General features: G+C 71.9%; 21 protein-coding genes and 1 riboswitch. Of the genes, 12 read left to right on the top strand and 9 right to left on the bottom strand.

Annotated elements, in window-relative coordinates:
- Positions 1-68: 68 nt before the first annotated feature.
- From ACGF2V_RS27665 to ACGF2V_RS27640, 6 genes are all read right to left on the bottom strand, one after another.
- The gene (locus ACGF2V_RS27665; protein ID WP_362710983.1) at positions 69-578 is read right to left on the bottom strand and encodes a hypothetical protein; all 510 of its coding nucleotides are present in this window, start codon (positions 576-578) and stop codon (positions 69-71) included.
- Between the two features lie 43 nt (positions 579-621).
- Positions 622-1,563: a hypothetical protein gene (locus ACGF2V_RS27660; protein ID WP_362710981.1), complete on the bottom strand. Its 942-nt coding sequence runs from the start codon at positions 1,561-1,563 to the stop codon at positions 622-624.
- 2 nt (positions 1,564-1,565) lie between these two features.
- Positions 1,566-1,922 carry a hypothetical protein gene (locus tag ACGF2V_RS27655; RefSeq protein WP_362710979.1) on the bottom strand — a complete coding sequence of 119 codons (357 nt, stop codon included), beginning with the start codon at positions 1,920-1,922 and terminating at the stop codon, positions 1,566-1,568.
- 280 nt (positions 1,923-2,202) lie between these two features.
- On the bottom strand, positions 2,203-2,529 hold the full coding sequence (locus tag ACGF2V_RS27650; RefSeq protein WP_362710977.1) for a helix-turn-helix transcriptional regulator: 327 nt from the start codon (positions 2,527-2,529) through the stop codon (positions 2,203-2,205).
- On the bottom strand, positions 2,526-3,497 hold the full coding sequence (locus ACGF2V_RS27645; protein WP_362710975.1) for a site-specific integrase: 972 nt from the start codon (positions 3,495-3,497) through the stop codon (positions 2,526-2,528). The genes ACGF2V_RS27650 and ACGF2V_RS27645 overlap by 4 nt, the downstream gene beginning before the upstream one ends.
- Positions 3,475-3,642: a hypothetical protein gene (locus ACGF2V_RS27640; protein ID WP_362710973.1), complete on the bottom strand. Its 168-nt coding sequence runs from the start codon at positions 3,640-3,642 to the stop codon at positions 3,475-3,477. The genes ACGF2V_RS27645 and ACGF2V_RS27640 overlap by 23 nt, the downstream gene beginning before the upstream one ends.
- 292 nt (positions 3,643-3,934) lie before the next feature.
- On the opposite strand from ACGF2V_RS27640, the gene ACGF2V_RS27635 reads away from it, so the two are divergent.
- The gene (locus ACGF2V_RS27635; RefSeq protein WP_362710991.1) at positions 3,935-4,288 is read left to right on the top strand and encodes a hypothetical protein; all 354 of its coding nucleotides are present in this window, start codon (positions 3,935-3,937) and stop codon (positions 4,286-4,288) included.
- Positions 4,289-4,523: 235 nt separating this feature from the next.
- On the opposite strand, the gene ACGF2V_RS27630 is transcribed toward ACGF2V_RS27635, so the two are convergent.
- Together ACGF2V_RS27630 and ACGF2V_RS27625 are read right to left on the bottom strand one after the other, a co-directional pair.
- A complete protein-coding gene (locus tag ACGF2V_RS27630) occupies positions 4,524-5,915 on the bottom strand; it encodes a solute carrier family 23 protein (protein ID WP_362630377.1) in 1,392 nt (463 codons plus the stop codon).
- 207 nt (positions 5,916-6,122) lie between these two features.
- Positions 6,123-7,355 (bottom strand): MFS transporter, encoded by a 1,233-nt coding sequence (locus ACGF2V_RS27625; RefSeq protein WP_362710971.1) that lies wholly within the window; start codon positions 7,353-7,355, stop codon positions 6,123-6,125.
- 187 nt (positions 7,356-7,542) lie between these two features.
- On the opposite strand from ACGF2V_RS27625, the gene ACGF2V_RS27620 reads away from it, so the two are divergent.
- The 11 genes from ACGF2V_RS27620 (at position 7,543) to ACGF2V_RS27570 (ending at position 17,832) form a co-directional block, all read left to right on the top strand.
- Positions 7,543-8,733, top strand: coding sequence for an ROK family transcriptional regulator (locus ACGF2V_RS27620; RefSeq protein ID WP_362630383.1), 1,191 nt, complete (start codon positions 7,543-7,545; stop codon positions 8,731-8,733).
- 182 nt (positions 8,734-8,915) lie between these two features.
- Positions 8,916-9,046, top strand: a riboswitch (FMN riboswitch).
- A 154-nt stretch (positions 9,047-9,200) separates the two neighbouring features.
- Positions 9,201-10,301, top strand: coding sequence for a bifunctional diaminohydroxyphosphoribosylaminopyrimidine deaminase/5-amino-6-(5-phosphoribosylamino)uracil reductase RibD (ribD, locus tag ACGF2V_RS27615; protein WP_362630386.1), 1,101 nt, complete (start codon positions 9,201-9,203; stop codon positions 10,299-10,301).
- Positions 10,302-10,919: a riboflavin synthase gene (locus ACGF2V_RS27610; protein WP_362710969.1), complete on the top strand. Its 618-nt coding sequence runs from the start codon at positions 10,302-10,304 to the stop codon at positions 10,917-10,919. It abuts the gene before it with no gap.
- Positions 10,916-11,560, top strand: a complete 645-nt coding sequence (locus ACGF2V_RS27605) for a nicotinamide mononucleotide transporter family protein (protein ID WP_362630392.1) — start codon at positions 10,916-10,918, stop codon at positions 11,558-11,560. The genes ACGF2V_RS27610 and ACGF2V_RS27605 overlap by 4 nt, the downstream gene beginning before the upstream one ends.
- Entirely contained in the window at positions 11,557-12,855 is a 1,299-nt protein-coding gene (locus ACGF2V_RS27600; protein ID WP_362630395.1) for a bifunctional 3,4-dihydroxy-2-butanone-4-phosphate synthase/GTP cyclohydrolase II, read from the top strand. The genes ACGF2V_RS27605 and ACGF2V_RS27600 overlap by 4 nt, the downstream gene beginning before the upstream one ends.
- Positions 12,856-12,904: 49 nt before the next feature.
- The gene (gene ribH / locus ACGF2V_RS27595) at positions 12,905-13,390 is read left to right on the top strand and encodes a 6,7-dimethyl-8-ribityllumazine synthase (RefSeq protein WP_362630397.1); all 486 of its coding nucleotides are present in this window, start codon (positions 12,905-12,907) and stop codon (positions 13,388-13,390) included.
- 35 nt (positions 13,391-13,425) lie between these two features.
- Positions 13,426-13,698, top strand: a complete 273-nt coding sequence (locus tag ACGF2V_RS27590) for a phosphoribosyl-ATP diphosphatase (protein WP_018524273.1) — start codon at positions 13,426-13,428, stop codon at positions 13,696-13,698.
- 88 nt (positions 13,699-13,786) lie between these two features.
- The gene (gene hisG, locus ACGF2V_RS27585) at positions 13,787-14,635 is read left to right on the top strand and encodes an ATP phosphoribosyltransferase (RefSeq protein ID WP_362630400.1); all 849 of its coding nucleotides are present in this window, start codon (positions 13,787-13,789) and stop codon (positions 14,633-14,635) included.
- A 33-nt stretch (positions 14,636-14,668) separates the two neighbouring features.
- Entirely contained in the window at positions 14,669-15,133 is a 465-nt protein-coding gene (locus ACGF2V_RS27580) for a PH domain-containing protein (protein WP_362630403.1), read from the top strand.
- A gap of 237 nt (positions 15,134-15,370) precedes the next feature.
- On the top strand, positions 15,371-16,738 hold the full coding sequence (locus ACGF2V_RS27575) for a hemolysin family protein (protein WP_362625460.1): 1,368 nt from the start codon (positions 15,371-15,373) through the stop codon (positions 16,736-16,738).
- Positions 16,735-17,832, top strand: coding sequence for a hemolysin family protein (locus ACGF2V_RS27570; RefSeq protein WP_362625461.1), 1,098 nt, complete (start codon positions 16,735-16,737; stop codon positions 17,830-17,832). Before ACGF2V_RS27575 ends, ACGF2V_RS27570 begins: the two co-directional genes overlap by 4 nt.
- A gap of 118 nt (positions 17,833-17,950) precedes the next feature.
- Here the strand turns inward: ACGF2V_RS27570 and ACGF2V_RS27565 are convergent, their stop codons facing one another.
- The gene (locus tag ACGF2V_RS27565; RefSeq protein ID WP_362710941.1) at positions 17,951-19,861 is read right to left on the bottom strand and encodes an AAA family ATPase; all 1,911 of its coding nucleotides are present in this window, start codon (positions 19,859-19,861) and stop codon (positions 17,951-17,953) included.
- Positions 19,862-20,346 lie beyond the last annotated feature (485 nt).

The following is a 20,346-nucleotide window of genomic DNA, read 5'->3' as shown; positions in this document are numbered from 1 at the left end:
CCTGGAGCCCCGTGGGTTCAGGGAAACTGAAGCTTGTTCAGCGGCAACTCGCGGGTCGCCCGTGTGCATCAGTTGGGCGTGTCCGTGGGTTCGGTGGGAACGTGGGGGTGGGCTGCGAGGCGGCGGGCTTCGGCCGTGACCTCGGCATCGACCTGGTCCACAGTTCTGCCGCCGTATTCGAGGACGTCGTACTCGTCATCGAATACGGCGAGCCGCTCAGTCAGGGGCAGCTCATGTCCGTAGCGCTGGTGAATACGGAATGTGAACTCCCGAGGTGTCAGCTCACCGGCGAGCATGCGGCGTGCGAGAGCTCGGGCGGCGGCCCCTTGGCCGGCCTCGCTGGCGACCGGATAGAAGGTGAGGCCGAGTTCGTTGAGTGCTTCGGGAAGCAAGTCGTGGATGTCGTAGTCCGCCTCGGCACGTGTGCAGGCGGCGAGGACCCGAAGGCCGGGGGTGTCGAGTCCGGTGACGAGCGCATCACAGGCTGCATTGACGACGTCGCTCGCGCGGATTTCTCCCATGCTCCAGAGGGCGGCATGGTCCTGTAGAGCGATTGCTGCTGCTTCGGTCGACGTCACTCGCTCATGATTCCCTTCACGGCGCGTCCCGGTCGAGCGGGTTTCATCGAAGCTGCTGTTCAGCGGCCTGTTCTAGCAGGGCTCGTGCGGAGTTCGCGTAGCGGATCGCGGTCTTCTCGTCCAGGTCGAAGACCTCGGCGAGGTGTAGGGGGTCGGGTCCGTGGGCGAGGGCCTCTTCGAGCTGTCTGTCGATGCGGAGCTGTTCCAGGGTGGCGGCCTGGCCGCGAAGGGGTTTGGAGAGGGCGACCTCGCTGACCGGGCCGGTGCCCAGTGCGGTGATTTTGTTGATCAGGAGGTGTGGGTTGGCGGTGTCGGGCCAGCGGCGGCGCCGGAACTCCAGCCACTCCAGGGCGACGTGCAATGTGAGGTCGTCCAGTGGCCGGACGCGGCCGCCGATCGTGAGCTTGCGGTTGCCGATGTCGAGGTCATCGAGCTGGAGGCGGCGGATCGCGCCTGACCGTGCAGCGTGCACCGCGGCGAGGGCGAGGACCAGGCGGTCCGCCGGCTTGGTGACCGCGGCGATCGAGGTGTTGATGTGCTCAGGCTCCAAGGGCTGGAGGATGCCGTACTCGCGCTGGCCGACACGGATGCGGCTGGTCGGGTTCTTGAAGATGGTGCCGTTCTTCTTCGCCTGGCGGAACAGCGACCGCAGCACGATGAGGGTGTGCTGCCGCTGACCGCCCCCGTGGAGGGCATCGAGCTGGGCGAGGACGTCATCGCGGGTCACCTCGCGCAGATGGTCGTAGCGAGTGGACCACTCCAGCAGGACGGGACGGACCCGGTTGAGGTAGTTCCAGGCTGTGTTCTCGTCGCGGGGCTGGGACCGGGGACCGCCGTCGTGCAGGAGCCGGACCCAGTGCTCGACATCGCGGCGGATCCCGGGGGCGATGCCGTCGAGCTTGCGCTCCAGCCACTGCTCGAACGACGGTGTCCGGTCGTCGAGGAAGACGCCGATGTGGTCGAGGACCTCGATGGTCAGCTCCATGTTCAGCCGACGGGGTTGAGGGCCGGGTAGAGCTCGGAATAGCGCACGACGTCGCCACCGACATGCCGGGACATCAGGATGATCAGAGCTCGGTCGACGGCGAGGCGGATCTTGCGGGGCCAGCCGCGGGCCTCGCCGCGGCGGTGGGCGGTATGCCGTGCCCAGGCCAGCCAGGGGTTGTCCGGGCCCGTGTGCTGTTCGGGGTCGATGCGGGTGAAGTCGCGGCAGACCTCGAACAGGGCAGGCTGGAGCCAGCCGCCGGGCGGCGACGCCGGAGGGGGATCGGGTTTGCGGGGGCACCCTCGCCGCTCGTACTTCGGCAGCCGCGGCCGCGCGACGCGTTCCCGCAGCGGAGCCATGTGCGCGAAGAACAGCTGGCGATGCCGCAGCGTCAGCAGCAGCGACTCCGCCCTCGCGCCGGTTGTCGCTGCCTGCGTACGGGCCTGGCACCAGCACAGACGGCAGTACCCCTTCCGAAGCGGACCGTTCCGGCGGCAGCCCGCGCATGGACTGTGCGGACCGGGACGGGCGAAAGAATTGCAGCCCCCGCACCACCGCATGAACAGCAGACCCTAGGCCAGGCAGTGCGAGCAGCTGTCAGGCTCCAGCACCAGCGAGTCGTCCTCTCGTCCTGGCCGGTCACATCGGCGGCAGCGACCGGCCGTCCCGCCGGCGTGGTACCACCGTCGGAGCCGGGCCGGACGCGACGGCAGCCTGCTGGCCGGTCTCCTCGCCGGGCCGGCGGACCCTGTCCGGCTCGGGGATCAGCAGGTCGCCGATCTCGCAGCCGAGCACGACGCAGATGAAGTCCAGGTCGTCGAGCTCGAGGGAGACGGGCTGGCCGGACCATAGCCCGGACATCTTCCCCGCCGAGATCACCAACCCGTGTTCGGCCAGGCTCCGTTGGAGTTCGGACGCCTTCCAGATACCCTTGTTCGTGGCCGTCAGCCGCAGGTTCCACCTCATCGGATCAGCCCTTCCAGCCGCTTCGCGGCCCGCTCGGTCCCGGCGACCCAGGCGTCCTCGACCCGGGTGCGGTGGACATGGACGTATCGCATCGTCGTGGCGATCCAGGAATGTCCCAAAACCTCCTGGATTGAGATGAGGTCGAGGCCGTTCTCATAGAGCTGGGACGCGCAGAAATGCCGCAGGACATGCGGTGTCAGCAGGTCCTTCCAGCCCGGCAGATGCCCCTCGACCGCGGCCGAGAGCCCGTCTCGCAGGGCATCGTCGCCCACCCGGCGGGCGGTGCCGTCGGCGTTCTTGCGCTCCGAGGGGAATAGCGGGGCGCCGGGACGGGTGTGGTCGTCGCCGAACTGGCCCCACACATCCTCGATGAACCACCGCAGGGTGCGGTCCGCGCCGTTGATCAGCGGGACCATGCGCTCGCGCGGCCCGGAGCCGCGGGCGCCCTTGCCGTGGCGGACATGGAGCTTGCCGAACCGGCCCAGGTTCCACTTGATGTCCGCCAGGTCGAGCTTGCGGGCCTCGCTCACCCGCAGCCCGACCTCGGACATCAGCTTGGAGGCCGTGTAGTTCCGCGCGGTCGGGGCGAACTGCTGGCAGGTGGCCAGCTTCCCCGCCCAGCCGGTGGACAGCTGCCGGGCCTCCGGCTCGGTCGGCGGGATCCGCAGCTGGGCGTCCTTGGAGCCGCGCGGCCGGTTCATCTCATCGATCGGGCACTCGACCACGCGCCCGGTCATGCGGTGGATCTCGACCTTGTGCCGCAGCTCCAGGAAGAGGAAGTACGTGCTCAACGCCTGCGAGCGGGCCAGCCGGGTGCCGCTGGGCGAGCCCCGCAGCACCTTCCCGAAGTACGCGTCGGCGTCGGACGGTTCCATCTCCCACAGCGGCCGGCCGAACGAGGCCCGGATCTGCTCCAGATGCCCGACGTCCCCGCGGATCGTGCCGTCAGCCAGCCGAAGCCCGCGCAAGGACGAACCCGGCCAGCACGTCGGTCTCGAACTGCTCCAGTTCCTCCGCCGAGACCGGCGCTCGGACCTCGCGCAGGTCCCGTACCACCGCCAGAGACAACCCGAGGCACCTCACCTTCATGCCGATCACGGATCGGTCGGACACGGTGAGAACGCTTCAAGAATCCCGAAGTTACGTCACAAGGCCACACAGCACACCCACGAGGAAGAACTCCCTGGCCACGGGGCCGGGTACTCAGCGGGGCTCAGGGGAACTCGCGGGATGTCGCACAGTCGCGCCGGTCGCGCCGGTCGCGGTGTGCGGCGACGCGCACGCGGATACCGCATCGACGACGAGCTGCTTCTGACCGCCGACCACTGCTCCACCGCGATCGCTCCGGCCACCGGCACGGCGCGGGCGACCGCACCGCGCTGGACGCCACGGGCCACCACACCGACTGCATCCCGGAAGGCGCCTGCCGCACGGGCGCCTCGTCGGCGGGTCCCCGGACACCCCCTCCACCCTCGACCTCGTTCGGCCTCGGCTTCACGCTCCTCGCGGCGAGGACAGCCCGGAATGGCGCCGACAGGCCGCCACAGCGCGCGGGACGGGGATCCCGGTCGAGGCCCGTGCGCCGTGCGACGGCGCGCGGCGAGAGGCCGTCCCCGGCGGGTGGGCGGAGATCCTCGGGTCCGCGGGGCCGGACGAAGCCGTCCTCGTACGCCCCGACGGGCATGTCGCCCGGCGCGCCTCCGGCTCCTCGCACGGCGCCCTCACCGAGGTCCTGAGCCGCATTCGGTCCACCGCGTGAGAACCGCCCCTGGTCCGGCCCGTGTGGCCGGACCAGGGGCGGCCGTCGAGGGAGGTTGTCCGGAAGGCGGTGCTCCGTGAGCAGAGGTGTCCGCCACCGAACCCCCGCAAGGGCATCGACCCCTCCGGCCGACTCGGCCGCCACCGCTGGGTCGTCGGACGCACGGTGTCCCACCTCGTCGGCCGCCGATGCCCGCGTCGCCGCTCCGGACGCGGACCCGAGCACTTCCTCCCCGTCAGGTCTTCTCCTTCGCGGCCGGTTCGTCGTACGCCGACGTGCCCGAGTCCAGGAGGGGTTCCTGCGTCTTGAGGTGGGCCGGGGCGAAGGCCCGCAGTACGTGGTAGCCGGTGATGACCACGATCGTGCCCAGGGCGATGCCGCTCAGCTCGAAGTTGTCGGTGATCTTCAGGCTGACCCCGCCGACGCCGATGATGATGCCCGCCGCGGCCGGGACCAGGTTCAGCGGATTGCGCAGGTCGACCTTGGCGTGCAGCCAGATCTGGGCGCCGAGGAGGCCGATCATGCCGTAGAGGATGACGGTGATCCCGCCGAGCACACCGCCGGGGATGGCGGCGACGACCGCGCCGAACTTGGGGCAGAGGCCGAAGAGCAGGGCGAAGCAGGCGGCCGCCCAGTACGCGGCGGTGGAGTAGACCCGGGTCGCCGCCATGACGCCGATGTTCTCCGAGTACGTGGTGTTCGGCGGGCCGCCCACCGCCGTCGACAGCATCGACGCGGCGCCGTCGGCGGCGATCGCGGTGCCCAGCTTGTCGTCCAGCGAGGACCCCGTCATCTCGCCGACGGCCTTCACGTGCCCGGCGTTCTCGGCGATGAGCGCGATGACGACCGGCAGGGCGACCAGGATCGCCGACCACTCGAAGCTCGGCGCGTGGATGGACGGGAGGCCGATCCAGTCGGCCTTGGCGACACCCGACAGGTCGAGCCGCCAGTGGTCGACGGCCTCGGCGCCGCCCACCGGGGAGTGGATCTTGCCGAAGACCCGGTCGAGGCCCCAGGACAGCGCGTATCCGAAGACCAGGCCCAGGAAGATCGCGATCCGGGACAGGAACCCGCGCAGGCACACCACGGCGAGCCCGGTGAAGAGCATCACCAGCAGCGCCGTCCACTGGTCCTGGGGCCAGTACGTCGACGCGGTCACCGGCGCCAGGTTGAAGCCGATGAGCATGACCACGGCGCCGGTGACCACCGGCGGCATGGCGGCGTGGATGATCCGCGCGCCGAACCGCTGCACCGCGAGGCCCACGAGAAAGAGGGCCACGCCGACCACGAAGACCGCGCCGGTGACCACGGCGCTGCTGCCGCCGCTCGCCCGGATCGTCGCCGCGACTCCGACGAAGGAGAGCGAACAGCCGAGGTAGCTGGGCACCCGGCCGCGCGTGGCCAGCAGGAAGATGGCGGTCGCGACCCCCGACATCATGATCGCCAGGTTCGGGTCGAGACCCATGAGCACCGGGGCGACGAAGGACGCGCCGAACATCGCGACCACGTGCTGGGCGCCGAGCCCGAACGTACGGGGCCAGGAGAGCCGTTCGTCCGGCCGGACCACGGCCCCCGGCGCGGGTGTCCTCCCGTCGCCGTGCAAGGTCCAGCGCACGCCGAGGCTCATGGTCGCTCCCTGTGTGTAGGTGCGGAGCCCAGTACCTCGCCCGGCATGGCGCACATCCGCAGAATCGAAACAGCGTCATGGTAATGCCGGGTCACGGGTGGCCCGTTTCCGGGGCGTACCGCTATGACCTGGGCCTCGGCGCACGACGGACGCGGGCGGATCCGCCCGCGGGCCGGGCCCGGCGCCGTCCACCGCGTGATGGACGGCTCACGGACGAGGCTCGGCCGCCGCCGTGTCCGGCGCGCCCGCGCCCCCGGTCCGCACGCTCCCGCGGTCGCCCGCCCGCAGCACCCCGGCGCCCAGCACCAGACCGAACGCCAGCACCGTGACCAGGCCGAACGACACGACCAGCGAGGTCGCCCCGGCCAGCGAGCCGATCGCGGACGGCGCGATCAGCCCGGAGGCGTACGTGATGGTGGCCACGCCCGCGATCGCCCGGCTCGGGTTCGGCCCGCTGCGCCCGGCCGCCGCGAAGGCCAGCGGGACCACCACGGCGACACCGAGGCCGAGCAGCCCGAAGCCGCACATGGCCGCCACCGCGCTCGGCGACGCGACCACGAGCACCCCGCCGACCGTCGCGAGGGCGCCGCTCACCCGGACGGTCCGCACCGCCCCGAAACGGTCGACGACCTTGTCACCGGCGATCCGGGCCACCGCCATGGTGAGCGCGAACGCCGTGGTGGACGCGGCCGCGAGCCCGGCGGAGGTGTCCATGACGTCCCGCAGGTACACCGCCGACCAGTCCAGGGCGGCCCCCTCCGCGAACACCGCGCAGAACCCCACAGCCCCGATGATCAGCGCGGACTTCGGCGGCAGCGTGAAGCGAGGCGGCGGCTCCTCGTCGGGCTCGCTGCGCAGGTCCAGCACGCCCTGGCAGGCGAACAGGCCGAGCGCGGTGAGGACGAGCGCGGCGACCACGTGGTGCAGCCGGGCGTCGGTGCCCAGATGCGCGGCCACCGTGCCCGCCGCCGAACCGGCCAGGGCCCCGACGCTCCACAGACCGTGCAGACCGGACATGATCGATGTGCCCAGACGGTTCTCCACCTCGACACCGAGGGCGTTCATCGCCACGTCCGACATGCCGGCCGACGCCCCGTACACCAGGAGCGCCGCGCACAGCGTCAGCAGGTCGGGCGCCAGAGAGGGCAGGACCAGGGCGAGCGTCCACAGGGCCAGCAGTCCGCGCAGCGCCGTACGGGCGCCGAAACGATGGCTGATCGAGCTCGCCAGCGGCATCGCGAGCGAGGCGCCGATCGCGGGGAAGGCGAGAGCGAGACCGAGTTGCCCGGCGCTCACCCCGGCGTGCTCCTGGATCCACGGGACCCGGGTGGCGAAGCTGCCGGTTACCGCGCCGTGGACCGCGAAGACGGCGGCGACGGCGATCCTGGCGCGCTTCACCCGCTCCGTGCCGAAGACCGCCGCTGTGGAATCCATCGTCATACCTCGTGCCCTCCCTCGGCCGCCGCCGTGGAATCCGTCGCCATGCCTGCCGTTCCTGCCGTGCCTCCCTCGGCCGCTTTGCCGCCGGTGACCGCCTTTGCGGCGCGGGCCGTAAACTATCAGGCACCCTGCCTGATAAATAGCCCCCGTGCGTCCCCGTGGGGTGGTGTTCTGGAAGGATCCCGGCATGGCCGCATCACCGAGCACCGCGCGGGCCATCAACGACCGGCTCGCCCTGCGGCTGCTCCAGCAGGACGGCCCGCTGACGGCCGCGCAGTTGAAGAACCTGACCGGGCTCTCCCGCCCCACTGTCGCCGACCTCGTCGAGCGGCTGCAGGGCGCCGGGCTGATCCGGGTCGTCGGTGAGGCGGGGGCCGAGCGCCGCGGGCCCAACGCCCGGCTGTACGGGATCGCCGCCGACCGGGCCCACCTTGCCGCGCTCGACGTACGCACCGGCAGCGTCGCCGTGGTCGTCGCCGACCTCGTCGGCACCACGCTCTCCGAGGCGGCGCTGCCCATCGACGGCGACACGGGCACCGATGCCGCCGCCGAGCAGGCCGCCGCACTGCTGGAACGCACGATGCGCAAGGCGGGCGCCGCCCCGCTGCACAGCGTCGGCGTCGGCGCGCCCGGCCTGATCGACCCGGTCACCGGCGAACTGCGCGGCACGAGCGGGCTGCCCGCCTGGCACCGGCGGCTGGTCCGAGTGCTCCAGCAGCGGCTGCCCGCGACCGTGCTGGTGGAGAACGAGACCAATCTCGCCGCCGTCGCCGAACACCGCGACGGCGCCGCCCGGGAGCGCGACACCTTCGTCCTGTTCTGGCTCGGGCACGGCGTGGGCGCCGCCGTCATGCTGGACGGGAGGCTCCGGCGCGGGGCCTCCGGCGGGGCGGGCGAGATCGGTTTCCTGCCGGTGCCCGGCACGGCCGGTGTCCCGTCGGCCGTCAGCTGTGACGGCGGCTTCCACTCGCTGGTGGGGTCCGCCCCGGTCTGCGCACTGGCCGCCGCCCACGGCATCGTCGTGCCCCCGGACACCGCCGAGGGCGACAAGGAACCGGGAGCCGCGTTCGCGGTCCGGGCGGCACTGGCGGGGGAGGGCGGGAGCGAGGCGTTCCTGGACACCCTCGCCGAACGGATCGCGCTCGGCGCCGCCTCGGTCGCCTCGGTGCTCGACCCGGGGTGCGTGGTGCTCGCCGGCGAGGTCGGTCACGCGGGCGGTGAGGCACTGGCGGCGCGGGTCGAGGAGCGGCTGGCCGCCCTGTCCCCGCTGCGCACCGAGGTCAGAGCCGGACGGCTGGGCGGCGCCGCGGTGCTGCGCGGGGCGCTGCTCGCCGCCCGGGACGCGGCGCAGGACGACCTCTTCGCCCCCGCGGGCTGAACCGGGGGAACCGGGGCCGGAGCGCAGGGACGGCGCGGCCGGACCGGAAGACCGGCCGGAAGGACGGGACCGGACCGCGCCCGTGCTCGGACGGGGTGCGACCCCGGGGCCTGTGAGGCACTGCACAGCGCTCACCCGCATGGCCGATGGCCCGGCGTGGCACACTGACCGTGTACCAGTAGCAGCGCACTCCGGGGTCGGTGCAATTCCGAACCGGCGGTTATAGTCCGCGACCCGTCCGCAGCCAGCGGCCGGTTGACCAGGTGAAATTCCTGGACCGACGGTTAAAGTCCGGATGGGAGGCAGTGCGCGGCGGGCCGTATCACGGGTACGCCGCCATCGGCGGACGGTTCTCGGGCAACCGAGCCGTCCGTTCTCGGCATTCGGCGTCCCGTTGTCGCGTTCCCGCTTCTTCTGTCGTCGTCGACAGGCCCCGGAGTCCGTGCCCGAAGAGGCAGGAGGACCCGGTGGACACCGCAGTCGACGTCACCGCCATGCGCCGCGCGATCGCGCTCGCGGCCCGCGGTCTCGGCTCCACCAGCCCCAACCCCGTGGTCGGCTGCGTCGTCCTCGACGCCGAGGGCCGCCCGGCCGGTGAGGGACACCACCGGCGCGCCGGCGGACCGCACGCCGAGATCCACGCCCTGCGCGCCGCGGGCGATCGGGCCCGGGGCGGCACCGCCTACGTCACCCTCGAACCCTGCAACCACACCGGCCGCACCGGCCCCTGCGCCCAGGCGCTCGTCGAGGCCGGGATAAGCCGCGTCGTCTACGCGGTCGCCGACCCGACCCCACAGGCCACCGGTGGCGCCGACACCCTGCGCGCGGCCGGGGTCACGGTCGGGCAGGGGGTGCTCGCGGACGAGGCCGAGGCGGGCAACGCGGCCTGGCTGGCCTCGGTGCGCCTCGGCCGCCCGTACGTCCTGTGGAAGTACGCGGCGACCCTCGACGGCCGGATCGCAGCCGCCGACGGCACCAGCCGCTGGATCACCTCGCCCGAGTCCCGCGCCGACGTCCACCGGCTGCGCGCCGAGGCCGACGCCGTGGTGGTCGGCTCCGGTACCGCCCGCACCGACGACCCGCATCTCGCGGTGCGGGGCGTCGACGGAGCGGTACAGCCCCTGCGGGTGGTCGTGGACACCGGCGCCACCGCCGTGCGCCCCGGCGCCCGTGTCCTCGACGACGCCGCGGCCACCCTCGTCGCCGTCGCCGAGGACGCCGACGCCCGTCACCTCCCCGAGGAGGCAGTGCTGCGGCTGCCACGCGCCGCCGCCGGTCCCGGCCTCGCCGTACCCGCCCTGCTCGACGCCCTGTACGCGCGCGGCGTCCGCTCCGTACTCCTCGAAGGCGGCCCGACCCTGGCCGGGGCCTTCGTCGCCGCGGGCACCATCGACAAGGTCGTCGGCTATCTCGCCCCCGTGCTCCTCGGTGCCGGCCCCATGGCCCTCGCCGACGCCGGAATCCCCACCCTCTCCGAGGCGTTGCGCCTCGGAGTGACCGAGACCGCCCGCATCGGTCCCGATCTGCGCGTCACCGCCGTCCCCGGACCCGCCCGGAAGGAAAACTGAATGTTCACCGGAATCGTCGAAGAACTGGGTGAGGTCACCGCCGTCGAGAAGCTCGGCGACGCCTCCCGCTTCCGTCTGCGCGGCCCCCTGGTCACCGACGGCGCCAAGCACGGCGACTCCATCGCCGTCAACGGCGTCTGCCTCACCGTCGTCGACCTCGGTGACGGGGAGTTCACCGCCGACGTGATGGCCGAGACGCTGAACCGGTCGAGCCTCGGCGCCCTGGAAGCGGGCTCCCGGGTCAACCTGGAACGCCCGACGGCGGTCGGCGGCAGGCTCGGCGGCCACCTCGTGCAGGGTCACGTCGACGGCACCGGCCGCATCGTCGAGCGCAAGGCGTCCGAGCACTGGGAGATCGTGAAGGTCTCCCTGCCCGCCCACCTGACCCGCTACGTGGTGGAGAAGGGCTCGATCACCGTCGACGGCGTGAGCCTGACCGTCGTGGACGCCGGACCCGACTACTTCACCATCAGCCTCATCCCCACCACCCTCGCCCTGACCACGCTCGGCATCAAGGGGCCCGGCGACCCGGTCAATCTGGAGGTGGACGTCATCGCGAAGTACGTCGAGCGACTGCTCGCCGCCACCGTGTCCGAGCCCGAGGAGCCGGCGAAGTGACCGCGCTGAACTGGCTGAACTCGGAGGCGTTCACCGCCTTCGGACAGCACATCATCTGGTCCGACATGATCGGCAACACGATCGGGCTGCTGGCGCTGGCCCTGGGCTGGCTCCGGTCCGTCTGGACCTGGCCCGCCCAGCTCCTGTCCGGTGTCGTGCTGGTCGCGGCCAACGCCTCCGTGCACCAGGCCGGCAGCGTCGGCAAGCAGCTCGTCGTCATCGCCGTGGCGGTCTGGGGCTGGCAGCAGTGGAACGGCGGCAGACGGCAGGCGCAGGACGGCTCCATCGCCGTCCGGTTCGCCACCTGGCGCGAGCGCGGACTGCTGCTGGGCGGGGCGGCACTCGGCACGCTCGTGGTCGGCGGCCTGTTCACCGCCTTCCCCTCGCTGTCCTGGAGCCCGTGGGCGGACGCGTACATCTTCGCCGGCACGCTCGCCGCGATGGTCGCCCAGGCCCGCGGCATGGTCGAGTTCTGGTTCGCCTGGCTCCTCGTCGACCTGGTCGGCGTCCCGCTGAACTTCCACAGTGGCCTCGCCTTCTCCGGCCTCGTCTACGTCGTGTACGGCGCCCTGGTCCTGTGGGGCATGCGCGACTGGTGGCTGCGTTCCCGTACCCCCGCCCTGGAAGGAGCGACGGCATGACCGCCCGGACCGCCTGGCTGCACCTGGAGGACGAGAACGGGGCCGAGGACCTCGCGCTCGACCCCGTCGAGCAGGCCATCCGCGACATCGCGGCGGGACGGCCCGTCGTGGTCGTCGACGACGAGGACCGCGAGAACGAGGGCGACCTCGTCATCGCCGCCGAGAAGGCCACCCCCGAGATCGTCGCGTTCATGATGAGCGAGTGCCGCGGCCTGATCTGCGCGCCCATGGAGAACGACGAGCTGGACCGGCTCGAACTGCCGCAGATGGTCGATCACAACACCGAGTCGATGCGCACCGCGTTCACCGTCTCCGTCGACGCGTCGGCCGCCCACGGCGTGACCACCGGCATCTGCGCAGCCGACCGGGCCACCACGCTCCGCATGCTCGCCTCCGGCGAGGCGGGCCCCGGAGACTTCGTGCGGCCCGGACACGTCTTCCCGCTCCGCGCCCGCTCCGGCGGCGTCCTGGTCCGCAACGGCCACACCGAGGCCGCCGTCGACCTCGCCCGGCTCGCCGGACTGCGCCCCGCCGGGGCCATCGTCGAGATCGCCGCCGAGGACGGCACGATGCTGCGCCTGCCGCAACTGGTCCCGTTCGCCCGCAAGCACGGCCTGACGATCATCTCCATCGAGGACCTGATCGCCTACCGCCGCACCTCGGAGCCGACCGTGCGCCGCGAGGCCGAGGTACGGCTGCCGACCGGCTTCGGCCCGTTCACCGCGTACGGCTACCGCTCCACGGCCGACGCCGTCGAGCACGTCGCCCTCGTCCACGGCGACCTGGGGGACGGCGAGGACATCCTCGTCCGGGTCCACTCCGAATGCCTGACCGGCGACATCTTCCAGTCGCAGCGCTGCGACTGCGGACCCCAGCTGCACGCCTCCATGCGCCGCATCACCGAGGAGGGTCGCGGCGTCGTCGTCTACCTGCGCGGCCACGAGGGCCGGGGCATCGGCCTGCTGTCCAAGCTGCGCGCCTACGAACTCCAGGAACGCGGCGTCGACACCCTCGACGCCAACCTGGAGCTCGGCCTGCCCGCCGACGCCCGCGACTACGCCGCCGGTGCCCAGATCCTCAAGGACCTCGGCGTGCGCAGCCTGCGGCTGATGACCAACAACCCCGACAAGACGGCCGCGATCCTGCGGCACGGCCTGACCGTCACCGGCCGCGAGTCGATGCCCGTCAAGGCCGGTGAACACAACCTGCGCTATCTGCGCACCAAGCGCGACCGCATGGGGCACGACCTGCCCTGGCTCGACGCCGCCGCGGCGTCGACCTGCGCCAACCAGTGACCCGAACGACCAGGACGACCAGCACACCGAACGACCGGCAGGAGAGAACATGAGCGGCAAGGGCGCACCCGAACTGACCGTACGCAACTGCGGGGACCTGCGCGTGGCGGTCGTCGCCGCGCAGTGGCACGAGAAGGTCATGGACGGACTCGTCGACGGCGCCCTGCGCGCCCTGCACGAGCTGGGCATCGACGAACCGACCCTGCTCCGGGTCCCGGGCAGCTTCGAGCTCCCTGTGGTCGCCAAGGTCCTCGCCGGACGCGGCTACGACGCGATCGTCGCCCTGGGCGTGATCATCCGCGGCGGAACCCCTCACTTCGCATACGTGTCCCAGGGCGTCACCAACGGCCTCACCCAGGTGGCCGTCGACACCGGCGTCCCGGTCGGCTTCGGCGTGCTCACCTGCGACACCGAGGAACAGGCGCTCGACCGGGCCGGACTGGAGGGCTCCGACGAGGACAAGGGGCACGAAGCGGTCACCGCGGCCGTCGCCACCGCCACCACACTGCGTACCATCAGCGAGCCCTGGCGCTGATCGGGGGGGTCGGACCCCGTAGGCTAAGGACCATCATGGCGAACAAAACCTTTGAAGAGCTCTTCGCCGAGCTCCAGCTCAAGGCCGCCAACGGCGACCCCTCCACCTCCCGCACCGCCGAGCTGGTGGACAAGGGCGTCCATGCCATCGGCAAGAAGGTCGTGGAGGAGGCCGCCGAGGTCTGGATGGCCGCCGAGCACGAGAGCAAGGACGCCGCCGCCGAGGAGATCTCCCAGCTCCTGTACCACGTGCAGGTGATGATGGTCGCCCGCGGGATCTCCCTCGACGACGTCTACGCCCACCTCTGAGCACGAGCGGGGCACCGCCCCGCACCCCCGCATCCCGCACATTCGCATACTCCGGACAAGACCCCTCCTCGCAAAGGAACCAGACCTCATGCTGCGCATCGCCGTCCCCAACAAGGGATCACTCTCCGGGCCTGCGATGGCGATGCTCCATGAGGCCGGCTACCAGCAGCGCAAGGAGTCCAAGGAACTCGTCCTCGTCGATCCCGAGAACCAGGTCGAGTTCTTCTACCTGCGGCCCCGCGACATCGCGATCTACGTCAGCTCCGGCCGCCTCGACATCGGCATCACCGGCCGTGACCTGCTGCTGGACTCGGGCGCCGACGCCGAGGAGATCCTCCAGCTCGGCTTCGCCCGTTCCACCTTCCGCTACGCCACCAAGCCCGGCGTCGCCGAGGGCCCGCAGGACTTCGACGGCAAGACGGTCGCCACCTCCTACGAGGGCATCGTCGCCAAGCACCTCGCCGACATCGGCGTCAACGCCTCCGTCGTCCACCTCGACGGCGCGGTCGAGACCGCCATCGAACTCGGAGTCGCCCAGGTCGTCGCCGACGTCGTGGAGACCGGCACCAGCCTGCGCAACGCCGGACTCGAAGTGATCGGCGAGCCGATCATGACGTCGGAGGCCGTCGTCATCCGCCGCACAGGAGCCCCGGCCGACGATCCCAAGGTCCAGCAGTTCCTCCGCCGCCTCCAGGGCGTCCTGGTCGCCCGCAGCTACGTGATGATGGACTACGACTGCCGCGTCGAGCACCTGGAGCGCGCGGTCGCCCTCACCCCGGGCCTGGAGTCGCCGACCATCTCCCCGCTCCACCACGAGGGCTGGGTCGCCGTCCGCTCCATGGTCGCCGCCCGCGAGGCCCAGCGGATCATGGACGACCTGTACGACCTCGGCGCCCGCGCCATCCTCACCACCGCCATCCACGCCTGCCGCCTCTGACGGCCGGGCCACCACCCGGAGACGCAGAACACCATGCCCGCCCCCGAGTCCGAACTTCCCGCACTCCCGGTCACCTTCCGGCCGACCCGCACCCGGGTGGTCCTGCTGACCGTGGGGGCGGTGATGTTCGTCGCCATCACTGTCATCGCCCTGACCCTCGAACAGCTGAGCCCGGGGGAGCGTTCCAGCTTCATCTTCACCGCGCTGCTGTTCTTGGGTGTGCTCGCGCTCCTCAGCCGCCCGAAGGTCGTGGCGAACGAGAGCGGCGTGACCGTGGTCAACCTCACCCGGACGCGGCGGCTGTCCTGGCCGGAGATCCTCCGCGTCAACCTCCGCCCCGGCGACCCCTGGGTCTTCCTGGACCTGAGCGACGGAACCAGCATGCCCGCACTCGGCATCCAGCCGGGCATCGGCAGGCAGCAGGCCATCCGGGACGCCCGCGCGCTCCGCGCCCTCGCCGAGCACCACGGCACCGGCACGGGCACGGACAACGGCTGACCCCTCCGCCCGGCAGGGGCCGCTCCTGCCGGGCGGCCTGGGGGCCGACAGGGAGCGGGCTCCCTGTCGGCCCCCAGGTCGTTACTCTGGAGAACGGCGGCGCCCCGATGCGCCCCGCCCCGCACGAACGGTCGCCGAGACCGGCGGGGCTTTCCTGCGACCCGAGGAGTGACTCCTTCCAGCAATGGACGGATCGTCCGGTAGTACCTGCGCCGCCCCCTCCCCGGAGGCGGCGGCATGACCATCCCCCTGCTGCTTCTGAGCGCGGCATTCCTTCTCATCCTCGCCAACGGATTCTTCGTGGCGGCCGAATTCGGGCTCGTCACGGTGGAGCGGCCGGACGCCGAACGCGCCGCCGCCGAGGGCGACCGACGGGCCCGTACCGTCGTCCGGGCCCTGCGCGAACTCTCCTTCCAGCTCTCCGGCACCCAGCTCGGCATCACCATCACCTCACTGGTGGTGGGCATGCTCGCCGAACCGGCCCTCGCCCAGTTGCTGGACGGCCCCCTCACCGCGATCGGCCTGCCCGCGGGGGCCGTGTCCGGCATCGGTGTGGTGACCGGGATGCTGATCGCCTCCGCCGTCCAGATGGTGGTCGGCGAACTGGTGCCCAAGAACTGGGCGGTCTCCCGGCCGCTCCAGGTCGCCCGGTTCGTCGCCGGTCCCCAGCACCGCTTCTCCGCCGTGTTCCGGCCGGTGATCAGTCTGCTGAACACGGTCGCCAACCGGCTGGTACGCCTGCTGGGCGTCGAACCCACCGACGAACTGGCCTCCGCCCGCACCCCCGGCGAACTCGTCTCCCTGGCCCGGCACTCCGCCGAGGCCGGCGCCCTCGAACAGGACACCGCCGACCTCTTCGTACGGACCCTGTCGCTCGCCGGACTCACCGCACAGCACGTCATGACCCCGCGGGTCAGGGTCAGCGCCCTCCAGACGTCGGCGACCGCCCAGGACGTCCTCAACCTGACCCGCGCCACCGGTCTGTCCCGCTTCCCGGTCTACCGGGAGCGCATCGACGAGGTCGTCGGCATGATCCACCTCAAGGACGCGCTCGCCGTGCCCGCACAGGAGCGGCTGCGCACCCCGGCGGGCCGGATCGCCGTCCCGCCGCTGCTGGTCCCCGAGACCCTGCCCGTCGAGCAACTGCTCCAACGGCTCCGCAAGGAGCAGCCGATAGCCGTCGTGGTCGACGAGTACGGGGGCACCGCCGGCGTCGTCACCCTGGAGGACATCATCGAGGAGCTCGTCGGTGAGGTCAGGGACGAGCACGACGCCGAGGGCGCCGACCGGCCCGAGCTGTCCCCCGCCGCCCCCGAGGACGGCCGCCCCGCCTGGGAAGCCGAGGGCAGCTGCCGGGTTTTGACCCTGCGCCGGATAGGTCTCGACGTGCCCGACGGCCCGTACGAGACCGTCGCCGGGCTCGTCGCCGACCTGCTGGGACGCATCCCGGCCCCCGGCGACCGCGCCGAACTGCCCGGCTGGCGGATCTCCGTCCGCCAGGTCGGTCACTACCGGGCCGAGAAGGTGCGCTTCGTCCGTATGGCGGGCACCACCGGTCCCGGCGGCGCCCCGGCGACCCACCCGGTCCTGGAGGCCGCGCGATGAACCTGGTCCACCTGTTGTTCGCCGGTCTCCTCGTGCTGGCGAACGGCTTCTTCGTCGGCGCCGAGTTCGCCCTGGTCTCCGTACGACGCAGCCAGATCGAACCCGTTGCCGCCGCCGGTTCGGGCCGCGCCCGCCAGGTGCTCCACGGCCTGGAGAACCTGCCGCAGATGATGGCCGCCGCCCAGTTCGGCATCACCATCTGCTCCCTGACCCTCGGCGCCGTCGCCGAACCGACCGTCGCCCGTCTGCTGGAGCCGGTCTTCGAGGCGATCCGCCTGCCCGAGGGGCTCATCCATCCGCTCGGCTACGTCCTCGCCCTCGTCTCCGTGGTCTTCCTCCACCTCGTGATCGGCGAGATGGTCCCGAAGAACCTCGCCATGGCGGCGCCGGAGAAGACCGCGCTGTGGTTCAGTCCCGGCCTCGTGGGCTTCGCCCGCCTCTGCCGCCCGGTCACCTCGGCGCTGGGTGCCTGCTCCCGGCTGGTGCTGCGGATCTTCGGCGTCGAACCGAAGGACGAGGTGGAGGCGGTCTTCACCAGCGAGCAGCTCAACCGGCTCGTCGAGGACTCCGGTCAGGCCGGTCTCCTGGAGCCGGAGGCGCGGGAGCGGCTGGGGGACGCCCTGGAGCTCGGCAGCAGGCCCGTCACCGACGTACTGCTGAAGCGGGCGTCCCTGGTCACCGTGGATCCGTCCGTCACCCCGCGCCGGATCGAGGAGCTGACCGTGCGGACCGGGTTCTCGCGCTTCCCCGTGTGCGCCGGGGGCGGGGGCCCGTTCATGGGCTATCTGCACGTCAAGGACGTGCTGGACCTGGAGGACGGCGATCGGGCCGTCCCCCAGCACGTGTGGCGGCCGATGGCGACCGTGCGGGCCGAACTGCCCCTCGACGACGCCCTGACCGTGATGCGGCGCGCCGCGACGCATCTGGCGCAGGTCGCCGACGCCTCCGGCCGGGTCCTCGGCCTCGTCGCCATGGAGGACGTGCTGGAGACGCTGGTCGGTGAGGTGCGTGACCCGGCCCACCGGGTCTCGGTGCCGCGCCGGGCAGCGGAGACCACGACCGGCTACGGCGAACTCACCGCCTCGGTCCGCTGACCGGGCTTTGCCCGTGGACGCCGGAGGGCCGGTCGTCCCGGTCCTCCGGCCGGCGGCGACCGGCCCTTGCTGCGCACGTCCTGCGGTGCCCGGCATCCGGTCCGTCCGCCGGGCGTCCTCACGGCGTCGGCGGCTCCTGCGCCCCCCGGTCCACCGGGCCCCGGCCGGACAGCACCTCGCCGTACGCCTGCATCAGATCGGGCAGCCGCAGCGTCGCCAGATCGTCCCGGCCCGGCACCGTCGGGTACGCGGAGAGCCGCAGATCGCGGTAGGCGCAGCTCTTCTCGTACAGGGTGCGCAGGAACCGCCCGTTGCCCAGTTCGTCGATCCACCCTTGACCGACCACGTGCGTGCTGATCGAGCGCAGCTCCTCCAGGGCCTCCTCGTCCCACACGTCGCCGTTCTCCTCGGCCAGCACCTCACCGATCGAGGTGAGCTCGGCGGGCCGGTAGCTGGGGAAGTCCACCCGGGTGGTGAAGCGCGAGGAGAGCCCCGGATTGGCGGTCAGGAGACGGTCCATGCCCTCCGGATAGCCCGCGAGGATGACGACGAGATGGTCCCGGTTGTCCTCGGCCCGCTTCAGGAGGACCTGAAGGGCCTCGTCGCCGTACGCGTCCCCCTTGCTGTAGCCGGTGTTGGAGAGGCTGTACGCCTCGTCGACGAAGAGCACCCCGCCGAGCGCCGAGTCGATCAGCTCGTTCGCCTTGACAGCGGTCTGTCCGAGGAACTCGCCCACCAGGTCGGCCCGTTGGGCCTCGACCAGATGGTCGCCGCCGAGCAGGCCGAGCGCGTAGAAGACCCGGCCCAGGATGCGGGCCACGGTGGTCTTGCCGGTGCCGGACGGGCCCGAGAAGACGAAATGGCGCTTCGGCGGCTGCACCGGCAGCCCCTGACCCGCCCGCAGCCGGGCCATGTTCAACTGCGCGGACAACGCCTTCACCTGGCGTTTGACGGGGTCCAGACCGACCATCCGCTCCAGCTGGGCCAGCGCCTGGGCGAGCAGCACCGGGTCGCTGGGGCCGGCCGGGAAGGGGGAAGGCGGCGTCCCGGACACCGGGGCCCTGTGACGTGCCCCGTCGGACGGCGCGGGTACCCCGAGGCCGCCGAGCCCCGGGACGTCGTCGCCCGGCCGCGGCTCCCGGGCGTCCACCAGACCGCTGCCGGGGATCGCGTCCGCGTCCGGCTGGGGGTCGGCAGCGGCGTCCGTGCCCGGCCCGGCCAGGGACACCGCGGTGATGCCGGCCACGTCGTCGGGACCGTCCAGACCGTCGTAGTCCGCGATGGCGGCGAGCCTGGCCGAGGTGTCCATGAACGCCGGGTCGATCCGGTGCACCGCCCGGTACAGAGGCAGGGCGGCGGCGCTGCGGCCCGTCCCCTCGTGCGCACGGGCCAGCCAGTAGCGCAGCTCCTTGCGCTGCGGCTGTTCGCTGCGACAGCGCATCAGCGCCGTGGCGAGCAGCGGCTCGGCCTGCCCGTACATCTCCAGCCGCACCCGCGCCATCCCGCCGAACAGCCCCGCCTCGATGCCGAGCACCGGATCGTCGATCAGCTGCTCGGTGTGGCGCACGAGCTGTTCCCAGTCCTTGACCAGGTAGGCGCGGCAGGCGTGCAGGAAACGCACCTGTGGGTCCGTGTCCACGGGTGGCAGGTCGGCCAGGGCGCGGTCCAGGTCGGCGACGTGCCGCCCGTCCAGCCAGTGCGAGGCGTGCGCGAGGATCAGGTCGCGCGGGCTCTCCAGCACCGGCTGCACCCACCAGCCCAGCCAGTACCAGGAATTGAGGGTGCGCCGATGGCGGGTGCGCTGCTCGCCGAAGCGTTCGCGGTGCCGGTACATGCGCAACAGCGCCGTCGTGGTGTCGATCCTCAGCGCGTGGAGCCCCAGCCAGCCGTCCGCCATGCCCGGGTCGCTGCGCACCGCCGCCCTGAACTCCTCCTCGGCCTGGGGATAGGCGCCCATCGTGTAGGCGTCCACGCCGCGCAGCCAGGCGAGGTCGGCGGGGGTCCGTGCGCCCTGTGTGCCCATGTCCATCTGGTCCCCCACAAACCGTGCCCCCAGGATGTCCCGCCGCACGACCGCCCGCCGAAACGCTGGGCCGCGAACGGGAATTGACCGCACCGAGAGGCATCGTACCTGCGCGGGGAGTACTCGAATAAGACCGACCGGCACACGGGGGAGAAGGAGCGGGGCCGGGTGCGTGCAGCTGCGAGGCGGAGGAGGGAGGCAACGCGAAGGGGCCCCCTCCCATGCCTTTCCGGCTACGGGGGAGTTGTTGACTGACGACAATGCCGCAGATGTGCGTGGCCAACCCCGCGACGCCGCCCCCCAGGTGCCGGTCGGTCCAAGGGCTCCGCAGGCGGAAGGGAGACCGTGACCGAGGGTGAGCGCAGTGCGTCGGGCCCGTGGGGGGAGAAGGGCGCGCGAGCAGAACGAAGCCCCCGATCACGGGGGAACAACCGGGGGCTTCGTGTCTGTGAGGGCTTCGAAAAGCCGCACATTGAGAACGTAAGACCTGT

The organism is Streptomyces sp. NPDC047982, assembly GCF_043204165.1.
Lineage (GTDB): Bacteria > Actinomycetota > Actinomycetes > Streptomycetales > Streptomycetaceae > Streptomyces.
Note: the sequence above shows the minus strand (reverse complement) of the source record. Positions and strands in the feature narration are given on the sequence as shown.

Excerpts from the sequence above, each read along its gene's own strand:
- ACGF2V_RS27575 (WP_362625460.1), top strand. The coding sequence starts at position 15,371 with ATGACCATCCCCCTGCTGCTTCTGAGCGCGGCATTCCTTCTCATCCTC.
- ACGF2V_RS27660 (WP_362710981.1), bottom strand. The coding sequence starts at position 1,563 with ATGGAGCTGACCATCGAGGTCCTCGACCACATCGGCGTCTTCCTCGAC.
- hisG (WP_362630400.1), top strand. The coding sequence starts at position 13,787 with ATGCTGCGCATCGCCGTCCCCAACAAGGGATCACTCTCCGGGCCTGCG.
- ACGF2V_RS27620 (WP_362630383.1), top strand. The coding sequence starts at position 7,543 with ATGGCCGCATCACCGAGCACCGCGCGGGCCATCAACGACCGGCTCGCC.
- ACGF2V_RS27625 (WP_362710971.1), bottom strand. The coding sequence starts at position 7,355 with ATGACGATGGATTCCACAGCGGCGGTCTTCGGCACGGAGCGGGTGAAG.
- ACGF2V_RS27610 (WP_362710969.1), top strand. The coding sequence starts at position 10,302 with ATGTTCACCGGAATCGTCGAAGAACTGGGTGAGGTCACCGCCGTCGAG.
- ACGF2V_RS27570 (WP_362625461.1), top strand. The coding sequence starts at position 16,735 with ATGAACCTGGTCCACCTGTTGTTCGCCGGTCTCCTCGTGCTGGCGAAC.
- ACGF2V_RS27650 (WP_362710977.1), bottom strand. The coding sequence starts at position 2,529 with ATGAGGTGGAACCTGCGGCTGACGGCCACGAACAAGGGTATCTGGAAG.
- ribH (WP_362630397.1), top strand. The coding sequence starts at position 12,905 with ATGAGCGGCAAGGGCGCACCCGAACTGACCGTACGCAACTGCGGGGAC.
- ACGF2V_RS27580 (WP_362630403.1), top strand. The coding sequence starts at position 14,669 with ATGCCCGCCCCCGAGTCCGAACTTCCCGCACTCCCGGTCACCTTCCGG.
- ACGF2V_RS27590 (WP_018524273.1), top strand. The coding sequence starts at position 13,426 with ATGGCGAACAAAACCTTTGAAGAGCTCTTCGCCGAGCTCCAGCTCAAG.
- ACGF2V_RS27600 (WP_362630395.1), top strand. The coding sequence starts at position 11,557 with ATGACCGCCCGGACCGCCTGGCTGCACCTGGAGGACGAGAACGGGGCC.
- ACGF2V_RS27565 (WP_362710941.1), bottom strand. The coding sequence starts at position 19,861 with ATGGACATGGGCACACAGGGCGCACGGACCCCCGCCGACCTCGCCTGG.
- ACGF2V_RS27630 (WP_362630377.1), bottom strand. The coding sequence starts at position 5,915 with ATGAGCCTCGGCGTGCGCTGGACCTTGCACGGCGACGGGAGGACACCC.
- ACGF2V_RS27655 (WP_362710979.1), bottom strand. The coding sequence starts at position 1,922 with ATGGCTCCGCTGCGGGAACGCGTCGCGCGGCCGCGGCTGCCGAAGTAC.